This window comes from Sphingomonas sp. (genome assembly GCF_017304635.1).
Taxonomy (GTDB): Bacteria; Pseudomonadota; Alphaproteobacteria; order Sphingomonadales; family Sphingomonadaceae; genus Sphingomonas.
Genome location: NZ_JAFKMA010000003.1, coordinates 405184 through 419845 on the forward strand (window position 1 = coordinate 405184; position 14662 = coordinate 419845).

The 14662-nt window shown below is 67.3% G+C and carries 13 protein-coding genes; 2 read left to right on the plus strand and 11 right to left on the minus strand.

The features are described 5' to 3' along the window. Positions 1-55: 55 nt before the first annotated feature. The 9 genes from J0I47_RS11595 to J0I47_RS11635 all read right to left on the minus strand — a co-directional run bounded on the left by J0I47_RS11595 (position 56) and on the right by J0I47_RS11635 (position 9749). Positions 56-1423: an exopolysaccharide biosynthesis polyprenyl glycosylphosphotransferase gene (locus J0I47_RS11595; protein WP_294047149.1), complete on the minus strand. Its 1368-nt coding sequence runs from the start codon at positions 1421-1423 to the stop codon at positions 56-58. A 182-nt stretch (positions 1424-1605) separates the two neighbouring features. Further along, a complete protein-coding gene (locus tag J0I47_RS11600) occupies positions 1606-2682 on the minus strand; it encodes an acyltransferase (RefSeq protein WP_294047150.1) in 1077 nt (358 codons plus the stop codon). Between the two features lie 93 nt (positions 2683-2775). Continuing rightward, the gene (locus J0I47_RS11605) at positions 2776-3669 is read right to left on the minus strand and encodes an EpsD family peptidyl-prolyl cis-trans isomerase (RefSeq protein WP_294047151.1); all 894 of its coding nucleotides are present in this window, start codon (positions 3667-3669) and stop codon (positions 2776-2778) included. 47 nt (positions 3670-3716) lie between these two features. Beyond that, positions 3717-4418 carry an exosortase-associated protein EpsI, V-type gene (gene epsI / locus J0I47_RS11610; RefSeq protein WP_294047152.1) on the minus strand — a complete coding sequence of 234 codons (702 nt, stop codon included), beginning with the start codon at positions 4416-4418 and terminating at the stop codon, positions 3717-3719. Further along, positions 4415-5416 carry an exosortase V gene (xrtV, locus tag J0I47_RS11615; protein WP_294047153.1) on the minus strand — a complete coding sequence of 334 codons (1002 nt, stop codon included), beginning with the start codon at positions 5414-5416 and terminating at the stop codon, positions 4415-4417. Before xrtV ends, epsI begins: the two co-directional genes overlap by 4 nt. Positions 5417-5518: 102 nt before the next feature. Beyond that, positions 5519-6340: a CpsD/CapB family tyrosine-protein kinase gene (locus J0I47_RS11620; protein WP_294047154.1), complete on the minus strand. Its 822-nt coding sequence runs from the start codon at positions 6338-6340 to the stop codon at positions 5519-5521. Then, positions 6341-7810 (minus strand): Wzz/FepE/Etk N-terminal domain-containing protein, encoded by a 1470-nt coding sequence (locus J0I47_RS11625; RefSeq protein ID WP_294047155.1) that lies wholly within the window; start codon positions 7808-7810, stop codon positions 6341-6343. After that, positions 7807-9084 (minus strand): hypothetical protein, encoded by a 1278-nt coding sequence (locus tag J0I47_RS11630; protein ID WP_294047156.1) that lies wholly within the window; start codon positions 9082-9084, stop codon positions 7807-7809. The genes J0I47_RS11625 and J0I47_RS11630 overlap by 4 nt, the downstream gene beginning before the upstream one ends. A 35-nt stretch (positions 9085-9119) precedes the next feature. Beyond that, positions 9120-9749, minus strand: coding sequence for a polysaccharide biosynthesis/export family protein (locus J0I47_RS11635; protein WP_294047157.1), 630 nt, complete (start codon positions 9747-9749; stop codon positions 9120-9122). A gap of 122 nt (positions 9750-9871) precedes the next feature. Between J0I47_RS11635 and J0I47_RS11640 the strand changes: the two genes are divergently transcribed. Further along, positions 9872-11374: a tetratricopeptide repeat protein gene (locus J0I47_RS11640; protein WP_294047158.1), complete on the plus strand. Its 1503-nt coding sequence runs from the start codon at positions 9872-9874 to the stop codon at positions 11372-11374. Continuing rightward, positions 11371-12159 carry a WecB/TagA/CpsF family glycosyltransferase gene (locus J0I47_RS11645; RefSeq protein ID WP_294047159.1) on the plus strand — a complete coding sequence of 263 codons (789 nt, stop codon included), beginning with the start codon at positions 11371-11373 and terminating at the stop codon, positions 12157-12159. Before J0I47_RS11640 ends, J0I47_RS11645 begins: the two co-directional genes overlap by 4 nt. A gap of 28 nt (positions 12160-12187) precedes the next feature. Here the strand turns inward: J0I47_RS11645 and J0I47_RS11650 are convergent, their stop codons facing one another. Both J0I47_RS11650 and J0I47_RS11655 read right to left on the minus strand, forming a co-directional pair. Next, positions 12188-13906: an SGNH/GDSL hydrolase family protein gene (locus tag J0I47_RS11650; RefSeq protein ID WP_294047160.1), complete on the minus strand. Its 1719-nt coding sequence runs from the start codon at positions 13904-13906 to the stop codon at positions 12188-12190. A gap of 153 nt (positions 13907-14059) precedes the next feature. After that, positions 14060-14383, minus strand: coding sequence for a hypothetical protein (locus J0I47_RS11655; RefSeq protein WP_294047161.1), 324 nt, complete (start codon positions 14381-14383; stop codon positions 14060-14062). Positions 14384-14662 lie beyond the last annotated feature (279 nt).

The window sequence follows — 14662 nt, forward strand, 5'->3', positions numbered from 1 at the left end:
GCCCACCCCATCGGCGCAACGCCGAGCGGCCGGGCGACTCGCCGCGGCCGCCGCCTCAATACGCATTGTCATGGCTGATGACCTTTACCGTGGCGAACAGGATAACAAGATCGCGCCAGAAGCTCCAGTTCTGTAGATATTCCAGGTCGCTGCGCAACCGAGCCTCGAGATCCTCGGGCCGTTCGGTGTTGCCGCGGAAGCCGCGCACCTGGGCGAGGCCGGTGATGCCCGGCTTCGACGCGTGGCGCATCCAGTAATGCTGCGATACTTCCCAGAACAACTGGTCGCCGGCGGTCGACGCGGTGGCGTGCGGCCGCGGGCCGACCAGGCTCATGTTGCCGATCAGCACGTTGAACAGCTGCGGCAGTTCGTCGATGCTGGTCGCGCGGATGAAACGGCCGACGCGCGTCACGCGCTTGTCGCCGCGGCTGGCCGAGACCTTGCCGTCATGGTCGGTCTTGTCGGTGCTCATCGAGCGGAACTTGTAGATCCTGAACGGCCGGTTGCTGCGGCCGATCCGGGTCTGCGCGAACAGGGCCGGGCCCGGCGAATCGAGCCGAATCGCAATCGCGACGACGATCAGCAACGGCGCCAGGAAGATCAGGATCGGGATCGTCAGCGCCAGGTCGAACGCCCGCTTCTGCGCGCGGCTGGCGAGGCTGAGCGGGCCGAGCGACAGGATCAGCGTGTCGGCATTGCCGAAATGCCCGAGCCCGACCGCGCCGTGGATCGCCTGGGTCGGCACCAGCAATTCGGCGGCGACGCCGGTCGCCTTGAGTGCGGTGACCCACGCATCGCGATACGTCTCGCTCACATCCAGAAACACGCGGTCATAGGGTTCGACCAGCTCGCCGAGCCGCGCATTGCTGTCGGGCTGCGCCAGATCGGGCAGGATACCGTGTGCCTGAGCGTCGATCACGTCGCACCCCGGCACGATCTCGATCGGCTTGCCCTCGACGATCAACAGGTTACGCTCGACCGCATCCCCCATCCGCCACCGAATGAACGCCGATACCAATGCGCGCCCGGTCAGGATGAAGGCGCCCGACAGGAACACCGCATAGACCAGAGCGAGACGCGAAATGACCGAGCTGACCTGCGCGAAGAAGGCGAAGGTCAACATGATGATCGCGGTCGCACCGAGCGCCGCCAGCGTCGCCCGCGCGGCCTCGTTGAAATCGGTCAGGCAGCGAACGCTGTACGCGCCGCAGATCAGCGCGAAGACGGTATAGGCCGGCAACAGTCCGTAGAGCAGCGAGACGCCGCCGATCTCCAGCCCGTGCGGGCCTTTCAGATAATCGCCCAGCAGGAACCCTGCGACGATCGACACCAGATCGAGGATCCAGCAGGCGGCATACAGCCGCGTCCGCTGCTGTTCCATCGACAGGCGGTTCGATGTGAGCAAGGCCTTGGTTGCCGTCATGTCCAAAAGGAACGTCCCGCCCTGTGATTGCCGTGCGCCTGCCCCTGGCGCGCGGCATGCCCCAACTCCCCGCCGTCCGCAAACGCAACCTCGCAGGATTCGGCGGAAATTAGCCGTTCTTGTGTTACGATTTCTCTACGACGCGCGCTCGGGTCCTGAATCGGGACGTTGCCGCGCCGCGGTCATCGGCTCGATCCTACCCAGGTCGCGGCGGCCAGCCCGCTTCGCTCGACCTTGCGCCGCCACCGATTGAGCGGACGCTCGACCAGCCGATGCATCGCGATCGCATAGACGAAGGCCAGCGCGATCGCGATCACCTTGCGCGCGACAGCGTGGCCGCCGTCGGCGGGGACCAGCATCGCGATCAGCCCGCTATGGACGAGATAGAGCGTGTACGACAGGATCGCGATCTGTCCAGTGACGGGGTTGTTGAACAACTTGCTCGCCCAGCCGCGCTCACGGATCAGCGTGTTGAACAGCACCATCAGCCCGAGGCCCTGGACCGTGTAGCGGTACGTCTGGCGGAACGCGTCGTCGCGGATGACGAAGGTCGGCAGCAGCAGCGCCGCGGCCATCAGATAGCCCGTCGTCCCGCGCGAGACGACGTCGCCGCGATCGGCGACCGGGTTGTTCCACAATGCGAGGATCGACCCGAACAGGATCGAATCGATCCGCGTATGAGTCCAGAAATTGACCTGCGAGAAGTCGGCCAGGCGATGCACTTCCCACAGCCGTACCACCAACACGACGCCGCACAGCGCCAGGAAGATCGCCGCGCACTGCGCAAAGCTGAACCGCCGCGCGAGCAGGCCGAGCAACAGCGGGAAGGCGAGATAGAAATGCTCCTCGACCGCCAGCGACCACAGCCCGATCGGCGTCCCGCTGATCGGGAGGTAATTGGACAGGAACGCGAAGTCGACCGGCAGCGCATGCCAGTTCAGCGGGTGGAGCAACCCCACCGCCGACAGCACCATAAAGAACGCGATGGTCAGATACATCGGCGGCAGGATGCGCACGATGCGGCGCAGGTAGAACCGCCCGAGATCGATGCGGCCGTGCGCCTCGATCTCCTGCCGCAGCAGCGTGGTGATGAGATAGCCGCTGAGGAAGAAGAACAACGTCACGCCGAACTGGCCGGGGACGATCTGTTGCAGGCCGAGATGCGAGCACATGACGATGACGATCGCCAGCGCGCGCAGCCCGTCGAGCGCGGGGATTTTCGCGTGGTGCCGCGTTACGTCATCCGTGAGAAGTGTCACGTCTGCCCCACCCGTTGCCGATCCGCCGCCTTCCTGTCCCGACCGGAGCCGGGACAGGATCGGCGTTCCCCTGCGGATCGATGTCGACCCGCCTTACTTGGCGGGCGTTCCGGTCGCCGCGGTGCCGGGCGCGCCGGCCGGGGCGCTGAAGCCCGGCTGGTACTGGATCTGCGCCTTGCCGCGCTCGGCGGTCAGGCGCTGCTGGAGCGCTTTGCCGAGCTCGTTGTTGCGCACCGCATTGGCCGCCAGCGGCCGCGCGACGTCGCCGGCGAGCGGCGCCGGCTTGGTACCGGTGATGACGCTGACGGTGATCTTACCCGGGGTCGGCACGACGAACGGTTCGCCCGCCGGCAGCTTGGTGATCTGGGTCAGCATCTGCGGCGGCACCATTGCCGAATCGACCTGGGTGTTCTGGCGCTGATACTTGATGCCCAGCTTGTCGAGAACCGCGATCACCGCCTCCATCGTGTGGGCGTTGGTCAGTTCCTTGACGTAATCGTCGCGCTTCGGCGTGTCGAACTGCAACTGGTCGACGGCGAAGATGGTACGGCCGGCGAACATGTTCGAATTGTCCGAGATGAACTTGTCGACGTCGCCCGTTGCCGGGGTCTTGATACCGCCGGCGATCTTCTGCGCCAGCATCTGGACGAGCAGGGCGTCCTCGAGCTGCTTGCGCTTGACGATGAATTCGGGGCTCTGGTCGATGCCGTCCTGACGCGCCGCGCCCGCCAGCAGCTTGCGCTCGACGATCCGCTCGAGCGCCGCCTTCTGCAACGCCGCCTTGTCGGCATTGGCGCCGCCGGCCTGCATGTTGCCGAGTTCGGCATTGAGCTCGGTCTGCGTGATCTCGTCACCGTTGACGGTCGCGACGACTTGGCCGGTGGGCTTCGAGTGGCAGCCGGCGAGCAGCACGGCCGCCCCCATCGTCACCAGGATGCCGCGGCGGGAGCCGGTGGACAGCAACCGTCCGAGGGTAATACGAGTCATGGGCATTTTCCTTTCTAGGTCTCTCACGTGGCCGTCCCCGCGGCCGATCATCCCAAGGGTCCGAACAAGATGCGACGCAGCGCCGGCGGCGATGCCTTGCGCAGTTCCTCGACGAACTTAACCATCACCGGACGGCTGGCAATCATGTCGTCGCTGGGCATCGACACGCGCGCCAGCATGCCATCCGGGTTGATCCGCATCAGGTTGGCGCGCAGCACCGCCATGCGCTGTTCGGACCAGCGCAGCGGAAATTCGTCGCCGATCCGGGTCCAGTACAGCACTTGCTCGTCATGCTGGTTGCCGTCCGCCGAAAAGGCGTTGGCGGGCAACGGCGTGCGGCCGGGCAGCGGAATCTCGGTCTCCAGCGTCGGCGACAATTTGTAGCCTCCCGCCGGATAGCAGATTTCCGGGCGATGGATCTGCAGCACGCCGTCCTGATAATTCTTGTACGCGATCAAGAACATGATCGTCTGGCCGGCGGGATCGGTATACACCCGCGTGACCAGATTGTCGTAGAGGCGCGCCGACAACGCGTCGTCGGGGGGCAGGACGAGCCCGCTGCTCTGCTGGAACTTCCACGGCCCGATCGTGTCGGGGACCAGCGCCTTGAACTTGTCGTTGGCGATCGGCGAGACGTCGGGCACCGGGATGCGCGCCGCCGCTGCACCGGCCGCCACGACCATGGTGCCGCCGATCAGGAACGCGCGGCGATCGAGGCGCGGACCGCGGAAGGGTGTCGCGTCGTTCATGCCATCACTCCCCGTGCCGCCACCGACTTGCGCCGGACCCGTGCCAGCAGCGGCCCCACCGCCGCATCGATCCCGAACAGGATGATGAGCGCGGCTGCGAACATCGTCAGCCCTGCGAAATTATGCAGGAAGCCCTGCGCCGTCGCCTCGCCCGCATGATAGGTCAGCAGGATCAGGATCATCACGCGAACCAAGTTCGCTGCCATCGCGACCGGCACGATGAACAAGGCCAGCACCAGCGCGCGCAACACATCCCCGGCATGGCGGACATAGATGTAGAAGGTCGCCAGTACCGACAGCGAAATGATCGAATTGAGCCCCGCGCACGCCGCCGCGACGAGCAGCTGGTACTGCCCGATCTGGATCCACACGCCGGTATAGCCGACCGGATAACCGAACAGCGCCAGCACCCCGACCGCGGTCTTGGTGATGACGATCTTCATCGGCAGCGTCAGCGCGTAGACGACGGTGTCGGGCGGCGGGAACACGAACACCATGTAGAACAACGGAAACGCCAGCCGCCGCAGGACATGCCCACCGACCAGAGCATAGAATGCGGTCAGCAGCACCGCGTACATCACGTACCCCTCGATCTCGACGATCTGCGAGATGCGCGCGAGCACGAACAAGGCGAGCGCCGGGACCATCATCAGCGCCGGGCGCCACCATGGCGGCGGTGCGATCGGGACCGCCTGCTTCCAGGCGTGGTAGAGCAGCCAGATACCGGTCAGCAGCACGATCGGGCCGTGCGCGCCCTGCTCGGTCGCCCAGCTTTCGCGCGCCACCATCACCATCGTCGGCATGGCGACCACGAGCGCGCCGATCGCCAGCACGATTCCCGGCAACAGTCCGATCGCGAGCTTCGGCGCGGCCGGCGCCGGGACGGCGGACCCGAGCGGTGCCGCGGCCGGTGCCGGCGTGACGGCGATGTCGTCGGGACCGAACGGTTCGGCGGACGCGGTCGAGCGATCAACCGGGGGCTGGATGTCGTCGGTCATCGCATGGTGCAATCGATCATGGAACTCTTCGAACCCCGGGCATGGTCGTGATCCGGCCCCCCCGGGCCTCGTGGCGCGCCGATCGCGCGTCCGGCAACAAGCTCAGTTATAACGCTTCATACCATAGACGTCGCCGTATCCGTAGCCATAGGGATCGGCGAAACCGCCCTTGTACCGGTTCAGGACGGTGCCGACGCACGGTGACGGATCGAGCAGGCGGACGCCCTCCTCGATCTGACGCGCGGTGGTGATGCCGTGGTCGATCACCATCAGGTACGCGTCGAGATATTCCATGCAGATCATCGCGTCGTCGTCGGCGAACACCGGCGGCAGGTCGAAGATCATCTTCGCGCCCGCCGGCATCGCGTGCAGCCGGTCCATCAGCGTGCGGAAATTCTCGGTGGTCAGCAATTCGGTCGACGAGCCGGCGCACGGCTTGGTCGGCAGCACGACAAGCTTGCTGTCGTTGATCCGCAAGGCGACGTCGTGCGGATCGGCGATGTTGCCCGCCAGATAGTCGCCCAGCCCGTGGTCGGGCACGTAGTTGAGCATCTCGCCGATCGACCCGCGACGGAAGTCGAGATCGCACAGGATCACGTCGCTGTCGGCCGTCGCGGCCAGCGTCGCGGCGATGTTGACCGAGGTGAAGGTCTTGCCAGCCGCCGGCGTCGCACTGGTGATGCCGATCATCCGCCAGTCGTTGCGCGCCATGATCTTGCCGATCTGCGTGCGCAGCAGGTGATAGGGCCGCGCACGGCGATCACGGCTGTTGAAGCCGACGATCCGCTGGCGGTCGAGTTCCTCGGGCGTCAGCGACAGCGCGGGCAGCGTCTCACCCGACACGATGAGCGGCTTCGCGCCCGTGGCCGGACGGTGGGACATGGCGGCGGCGGGCGGGGTGCCGGCGATCGGTTGATCGGTCATTTACGCGGCTTTCTGCGATCGGCGGAACGGGTTGCGGAAGATGCGGGCGGCGAGCGAACGCGCCCCGCTGCCGTCGTCGATCATCGGCACCATCGCGAGCGTCGGCGCGCCGGTCAGCATGGCGATGCGGCCCGGGGTGCGGATCGGACGGAGCAGCATCTCGACCGCGAACGCCAGCAGCAAGCCGAGGCCGAGCCCGCCGGCGATGCCGCCGCCCAGGATCAGCAGGCGGTTGGGCGAGACGGGCTTGTCGGGCACGACCGGCGGATCGACCACGACGAGGCGCTGGCCGAGTTGTTCGTTGGCGGCGCGCGACGAGGCTTGCGCCGTCATCAGCCGCTGCGACACCATGTCGTACTGCTTGTAGAGCCCCTCGAGCTTCTGCTGGAGCTGCGCGGTTTCCTGCTGCACCGCCGGGGCCATCGACTGCGAGCCGATGCTGGCACTGACCTGACCCGCTTCGCGTGCCTTGGCCGCGCGCAGGTTCGAGATCTGCTGGTTGTTGAACGCGATCTGCTGGTCGAGGTTGCTGACCGGCATCTTCTTCACGTTCTGCGCCGCCAGCCGCTTGGCTTCTTCCAGCCGCTGCTTGGCGATGATGACGTCGGGATGCGTCTCGGCATAGGTCGCACGCGCGGCTGCCAGCGCGGCCTCCGCATTGGCGACGATCGGATCGCGCTGGTCGGCGGTGCCGAGATTTTCCTTCTGCATCGCCAGCGCTTGGTTGGCGCGGACCAGTTCGGCGATCTGCATGTCGTAGCCCGCGCCGTTGCTGCCGATCACCGGCGAATTGGCGCGCGACAGGATGCCGCCGTATCGGGTGTTGAGCCCGGCGACCTGCTGCTCGAGCGCAGTGATGTCGCGCTTCAGGTTGTTGCTCTGCTCGGTCAGGAACTGGACCGTCTGGCTGGCATTGGCGACGTCGGAGGTCGAGTTGAGCTCGACGATCTGCTCCATCAGGCTTTGCGCAATCGCCTGGGTCTTGCCCGGATCGGAATAGCGATACGCGAGCTTGAACGCGATCGTGCGATCCTCGGGCTTGCTCGCGTTGAGATCGGCGTCGATCGAGGTGACGGTGATGTTTTCGCGCATCGTATCGATGATCGCCGACAGCGGCTTGCGCGCGCGGTCGGCGGCGTAGAGCTGGTTCGCCTCGATCAGCGCCAGCAGCTTGGGCCGGGTGATGACCTGCTGGCGCAGGCTTTCGATGCGGCGGTCGATGACGTCGCTGTCGCTGCCGCCGCCGATCACGTCGGTCGGCAGGCTCGGCGCCTGGACCAGCAGGGTCGCGCTCGATTCGTACTGGCGCGGCAGCACCAGCACCGCGGCGACCGCCACCACCGCCAGCACGATCGGCGGAATGATGAGGAACCACCGGCGCTGCCACAGGATCGAGGGCAGCTGGGCGATGAAACCGCCGTCGCCGGGCGGTGCGATCGGCGCGTCGCCGCCGCTGTAATAATCGTTCACTGCGGATTCCCGAGATGGACCTGGATACCGATCGCGCCGCTGATATTGGCGGTGCGCGGCGCGATCGAGCTATAGATCTTGGAGACGCTGGCGCTGACGAAACCGGTCAGCTTTTTGTTGAAATCGTTGTCGTAGCGCGCGGTTCCGGTGGCGAAATCGACCGCCGGATCGGTCAGGATCTGGCTGTGGCTGCTGCCGGTGCGGGCATAGGCCGCGCTGAGCGTGAGGCGCTGGCGCGCCGCCAGCGTCCAGCTATAGTCGGCGTTGATGTTGGTCGTGACGCGCACGTTGCCGTTGATCGACGGCTGCGGGCTGCGGTCGCCGGCCACGCAGAACCGCGTGAACTCGCCCTGCCGGCAGAAGCGCACGCGCCCGGTCAGCGCGGTAAAGTGCGTATCCGGCTGGCCGAGCCGCCCGTCGATGTTGGTGAACGATGCGCCGAGCGCGACCGATGCCGACCAGCGCTCGCCGAACTTGCGGTCGACCGACAGCAATGCCGAAATCACCCCGGCATCGCCCTGATTGGGGTCGAGATAGTTGGTGCGGTCGTACCCGCCGATCACCCCAACCGACAGATATTCGTCGAACTGGTGGCTGAAGCGCAACTCGCCGCCCAGCGTGTTGTAGTCCGATCCCAGCGCCGACTGGTAGCGGAGCGCCCGCGCGTTGAAATCGGCCGACAGGCTGCTGCGCGGCGACAACAGGTAATCGACGCCGACGTTCGACGCGAGCGACGTCAGCCGCGTCCGCGTACCGATCAGGTTGACGTCGGTGATGCCGTTCAGCGAGTTCTGCAACGAGGTGTCGGGCGTCGTCGCAGCGGGATCGACCGGGGACGAATTGAGCGGATCGGACGCGATCAGGCCCGGCCGGCCATATCCGGCGAACCCGCCCTCGCTATAGGCGAACAGCCCGCTGCCGCGCAGCGTCACGCGCTCCGACCGCTTCGACACGATCTCGGCATCGACCGAGTAATTGTCCTCGAGCCCGTAGCGGTGGAGGAACTGGCGGAACTGCGCCGACCCGCGGATCGACACTTGCGTCAGCGCGTCCTGCACCGTCAGCGAGGGGCGCAGTTCGGCGTTCGCGGCGAATTCCGCGTTGCTCGAATCGGAGGCGTTGTACGGATTGGTCTCGACGCTCAGGCCGGTCGAGGCGATCAGCCCGGTGCGCACTTCCTGCGCCTGCGCCAATCCGGGGGCGAGCATCGGCACCCCCGTCAGGGCGACCAGCCCGATACAGCGTCCGGCGTGCCGAACTGCCTTGCTGCGCATCGTCTTCAAACCCCCAATGACCGGTACCGTACCCCTTACGGTACGATAACGATATCGCCCGGGAGCAGCGGAACGGCCGTCCCCTTGTCGATCGTGCCCGCCGCATTCCCCTTGAACACCGAGGACAAGCGCACGCGCAACGTGACGTCATGGTCACCCTGGCGGCGAATGATTGAAACATTGTCAAGATTGGCGAACTCGGCCGGGCCGCCGGCCAGGCTGACCGCGTCGATGACGTTGATGTAGCGGCCCGGGGTGAACGACCCCGGCGAGCGCACCTTGCCCATCACCGAGAATTGCAGGCCGGCCGGGTTGCGCACCGACACGGTCACGTTGGGCACTTCGCCGCGATATTGCGGCTTCAGCCGCTCGCTAATCATCCGCTCGACCGCCTGGGGCAGCATGCCCTGGACGTGGATCTGGCCGACCAGCGGGAACGCCACCGTGCCGTCGGGGAGCACGCGCAGCACGCGCTGCAACCGCTCCTCGCCCCACACATAGACTTCGAGCTCGTCGCCCGGATTGATCGTGTAGGTCGGGGCCGGATCCGCGGCCCCCTGTGCCGAGGCCGCCCGCGGCGCGCTAAGCGCCAGCGAAGCGAACGAAGCCACGATCAGACCAGCCGCCGCGATGCGGCGCCCCACCCCTGCCAGACGGAAACGCAAGCCGTAACTCCAATATACTCGACGGAAAGAACCTCGGCGCTATAGCAGCGGGTATGCGCGCCTTCCAGCCTAAACTCCGGTGGTTAACCCTCTTTAAAGGAAACGCTATTGCCGCATTACTTGTGGCAGGCGTCGTCACCGCGGGTTGCAGCAGCAAAACGCAGCGCGCGTATGTCGAGGGACAGACCGCGCAATCGCTGTTCGACGCGGGGAATCTGCCCGCGGCGCTGAACGCGATCAACCGGGCGCTGGCGCTGCGCGACGACCAGATCGACCTGATCCTGCTGAGCGGGCGCATCCGCTATCGCATGGGCGACTATAGTGGCGCGTTCGACGCCTACAACATGGCGCTCGCGATCGATCCGATGAACCCCGAAGCGTTGCAGGCGGTGTCACAGATCGGCGCCTCGATCGGCCACGACGCCGAATCCGCCTCGGCGACCGATCGCATCCTGTCGGTCGAGCCCAACAATGCCAGCGCCCTGCTCATCAAGGGCGTCGGCATGCTCAACCATCACGATTATGCCGGGGCCGAGGCGATCGGCGACAAGATGCTGAAGGCCGACGCGCAGAGCGAGCCGGGGGTCGTGCTGAAGGCGCGCGCGATGTTCCTGTCGGATCGCCAGGCCGACGCGCTGGCGCTGCTGCGCGATGCGCTCAAGCGGCTCGGGCCCAAGCAGATGATCGTGACCGCCTTGCTCGAATGCGCGCGCGACCAGGGCGATTCGGCCCTGATGCTCGACCAGTTCCGCGCGTTGGGAGAGATCGTCCCCGACAATGTCGACCTGACGATCGACGAGGCTAATCTCGACTACAAGCTCGGCCATGTCGACGACGCTCGCAAGCGCGGCGCGGCGTTGCTGGCCAAGCATGGCGACGACCTCGACGCGGTCGCGCGGCTCGCCAACCTGTGGACGGAATACGACGCGACTCCGCTCGATCGCGGCCAGATCGACGATCTGGCGAGCAACGGCCCGCCGGCGGCGCGGCTCGCGGTCGCGCGCTTCCTGCTGGGCAAGGGCGATACGACAAGCGCCGCCGCGCTGATCGGATCGCTGCCGGGCGGCGAGGCGACGGGCATGCGCGCGCGCATCGCCTATGCCGAGAATGGCGATACCGGCCCGGCCGAGAAGGTGCTGACGACCGACCAGAGCAATTGCGACGCGCTGAGCGTCCGCGCGATCGATGCGCTCAAGCAGCAGGATCCGACCAAGTCGGTGATCGCCGCGCAGGAAGTCGCGAGCCAGTGCCCCGAACGCGACGGCTTCGACCTGCTCGCCAACGCCTATCGCGCCAAGGGCAATGCGGTCGCGGTGCGCCAGGCCTATCTCGACGCGTCCCGGGCGCGGCCGCTCGACACCGTGCGCGTCGATCACTTCGCGGCGTGGCTGATCGAAAGCGGCGATCGCCAGGAAGCGGTCAACGTCGCACGGCGGCTGACGCAGCGCGCGCCGGCCAAGATCAGCGCGTGGCAGCTGCTCGGCAAGGTCTGCACGAAGGTCGGCGACAAAGCGTGCATCGACGAGGCCCGCGCCGGCGAGGCGGCCGCGCGCCGGAACTTCGCGATGGACCTGCCGCCGGGCCAGCGCCGGCCCAACCCGCTGCTCGGCAGCAGCTGGCGGTGAGCGAGGACACCGGGGGCGGCCCGCCCTTCGCCACGGTCGAGTTCCTCGGCATGGAGTTCGCGCGGACCGACCTCGACGCGGTGCGCCGCTGGGTGCTGGCGGCGATGGCCGACGAGCGATTCCGCTACGTCGTCACGCCCAACGTCGATCACGTCGTGCGGATGCACCAGCGCGACGCGCCACCCTGGCAAGCTGCGTTCGTCGCCGCCGAGCGCGACGCGGACCTGTGCGTCAACGACAGCCGCGTGCTGGCGAAGTTGGCGAAGCTGTCGCGGATCGACCTGCCCGTCGTGCCGGGCAGCGACCTGACGCGCATACTGCTCGACGGCGGCATCCCGGCGGGGACGACGGTCGCGCTGATCGGCGGGGGGACGGCCGATGCGGCATGGCTGCGCGAGCGGCTGCCCGGCGCGCGCATCCTCCATTTCGACCCGCCGATGCGCGTGCTGCACAGCGCCGAGGCGCAGCAGGCGATCGTCGATGTCGTCGAGGCCGAGCGGCCGCATCTGACCCTGTTCGCGATCGGCGCGCCGCAAAGCGAGATCGTCGCGCACCAGCTCCAGCGGCGCGGCCGTGCCCGCGGCGTCGCGCTGTGCATCGGCGCGTCGATCGAGTTCCTGACTGGCGCCAAACGCCGCGCGCCGCGCTTCGTCCAGCGGCTGGGGATGGAATGGGCGTTCCGCCTACTCAGCGAACCGCGCCGGCTGTGGCGCCGCTATCTGGTCGAGGGACCGCGCGTGTTCGCGATCTGGCGGCGGTGGCACCGGCGGCGGACGGCCGGCTGAACCGGCCGCCCGCGCCAGCGCGTCACTTTCAGGTCCCCGCCGCCTTGAACACCACCGCGCCGCGCGAGAAGGTGCCGAACGCGAAATCGAAGCTGGCGACGCCGCTGGTCGTGCGCTTGGCGACGATCAGGCCCACCCGCTCGCCATTGCTGACCGCGCCGAGCAGCTCGTCGACCGGCGTCGTCCCGCTATTGACCGACCCGCCGGTCGCGCCCGCCCCGCCATATTCGGACAGGAACGCGAGCGCGAGGCCCGATGCCGGTACGGTCAGCGCGTTGGTCAGATGCGGCTGGCTCTCGTTCGCTGGCGCGCCGTAATCGACCTGCACCGGCGTCGGATCGGCCCCGGTCATCACGCCCCAGGCCAATGTCGTCTGGTTGGTGAACCCGCCATAGGTCACGACTACCGTCCGCGCGCCCGCCGCCGCGATCGGGCACGTCCAGATGTCGAGCGAATCGCCGTTGCCCGAGACGATCCCCGTGCCGCACCGTGTCGCCGCCACGCCGTCGACGGTCATGCCGCTCGCGATCCGCCCGCTGTTGAGCGCGATCACCGCCGTGCCCGCCGCGGCGAACGCCACGCCGAAGCTTTGCGTGAAGGCCGGAGACACCGCGGGCGTCTGGTTGTTGGCGATGCCGCCATGGGCGTAGGCGACCGGCGTCACGCTGGCGACCGTGCGGTAGGTCAGCGTCCGCGTCTCGCTGCCGATGGTCAGGTCGACGCCGACGGTGCTCGCATTGCTGTCGCTCGTCGTCAGCTTCAGGTCGATCGTGTCGCCATTGTACAGGCGGTAGCCGTTACCGCCGTCAGAGCCGATCGCCGCGCCGAACGCGCCGCCGTTGAGGCTGATCTGCGCGCCCGTGACGCTCGCGCCGAGCGAGGTGCCCGCCGGATCGAGTCCCGACACGACGATCCGCCGCACGATCACGGTCGCAGTCGCGAGGTTGGTCTCACTCGACGGCCAGCGCGCGGCGTACATCCGCGTCGATCCCGCGCGCGTCGCATCGAACAGGCTGTCCGCGACGGTCTTCAGGATCGTGCCGAGCACATCTTGGCCCGCCTGGGTCGGATGCACGCCATCGATATTGTTGATGAGCGCCGTATTGTCGGCGGCGTTGAAATCGGGCTGCTCGCCCATCGGATAGTAGAAATCGGCCCATTGTCCCCACACCGCCGGGTCGCGGGCGCTGGCCAGCAACGCGGCGCGCTTGGCGGTGAACGCGCCGTAGTTGGCGTAGACCTGGTTGGTGCAGAGCGGAATCGGCGGCGACCAGCCGATGCGGACGCCCGATGCGTGCGCCGACGTTGCCCACGCCGTCAGCCGCTGCCGGTAATTGGCGACCGAATAGGTCTGCAGGTCGTTGGTCCCGATCATCGTCAGGATCGCCTGCGCGCCCGCGGCGACGTCGGCGGACAGGTTGAGCGCCAGCGTGTTGCCGCTCGGCGTGCCGTCGTCCGCCCCCTCGACCGGCGGCCCGGCGAACGCCGCGCCGCCGACGGTGCGGCTGTTCTGCGCGTTGACCGTCGCGGTCTTGCCCGCCGGCGCCGCCGCGGCATAGCGCCACGCGAAGCCGTCATTGCCCGCGCCGCCGGCGAAGGTGATGCTGTCGCCCTCGATCACGATGCGGTCGATCGATGCCGATGGGGTCGGGGTCGGCGACGGCGCGGGTGTCGGCGATGGCGTCGGCGTCGCTAATGCGGTTCGGCGGCGCGCGATCTCGGGCAGGCGCAACCCCAGCCCGAACATCAGCGGCGCTCCCAGTCGGTCAGGTCATTGGTGATCGCAGCGTCGCGCATCGGCGTCCTCCCGCAAGCGAGGGCATGCCGCACCGCGCGGCCCCTTCGACAAGGGGCGCGCCAATAATTGCTAGATCGGCGTGTAGGAAAGTAGAAAGATAACCTATCCGGTTATCAGTCGAGCCAGCGCCAGATAGATGCCGCCCCATAGCAGCCCGCTGATCGTCACGATCGTCGCGATTCGCGCCGGCATCGGCAACTTCGCCTCGATCGCGCCACCCGACGATGCGGGCATGCCGGGCGCCGCTAGGTCGCCCATCCGCAATTGCAATTCCTGGTGCAGCATCCGCGCCGGCGACGCGATCGGCTCGCGCACGGCGGGCTGGTGGGGATCGCCGTGATAGACCCACTCCTGGCGCAGTTCGAGCTCGTCCTCGGCCGGGGTCGCCGGCTGGGCGGAATCGTAATGCACGCGCTGCGGTAGCATCGGCCAGTCTCCGGTCGCGGCACGTCGCCGCCGTTCCTTCGGTGTTAGCCGTCAAATCGTTAATGAAATCTTGTCGGCAGTGGTCAATGCATGACCTTCAATCTAGATAGGGGCCGCACGAAGTCGGCGCCAACCGGCCCAATGGTTCGGCCAATGGCGCGCTACAGGCCATGCATGAAGCGCTCGGCGGACCTGAGGCGAAGCAAGCACCGATCAGCGACGTCGCATGGCAGGACTGATAGCCTGCAACCTGCTCGTCCCGACAGCATCACGACCTGT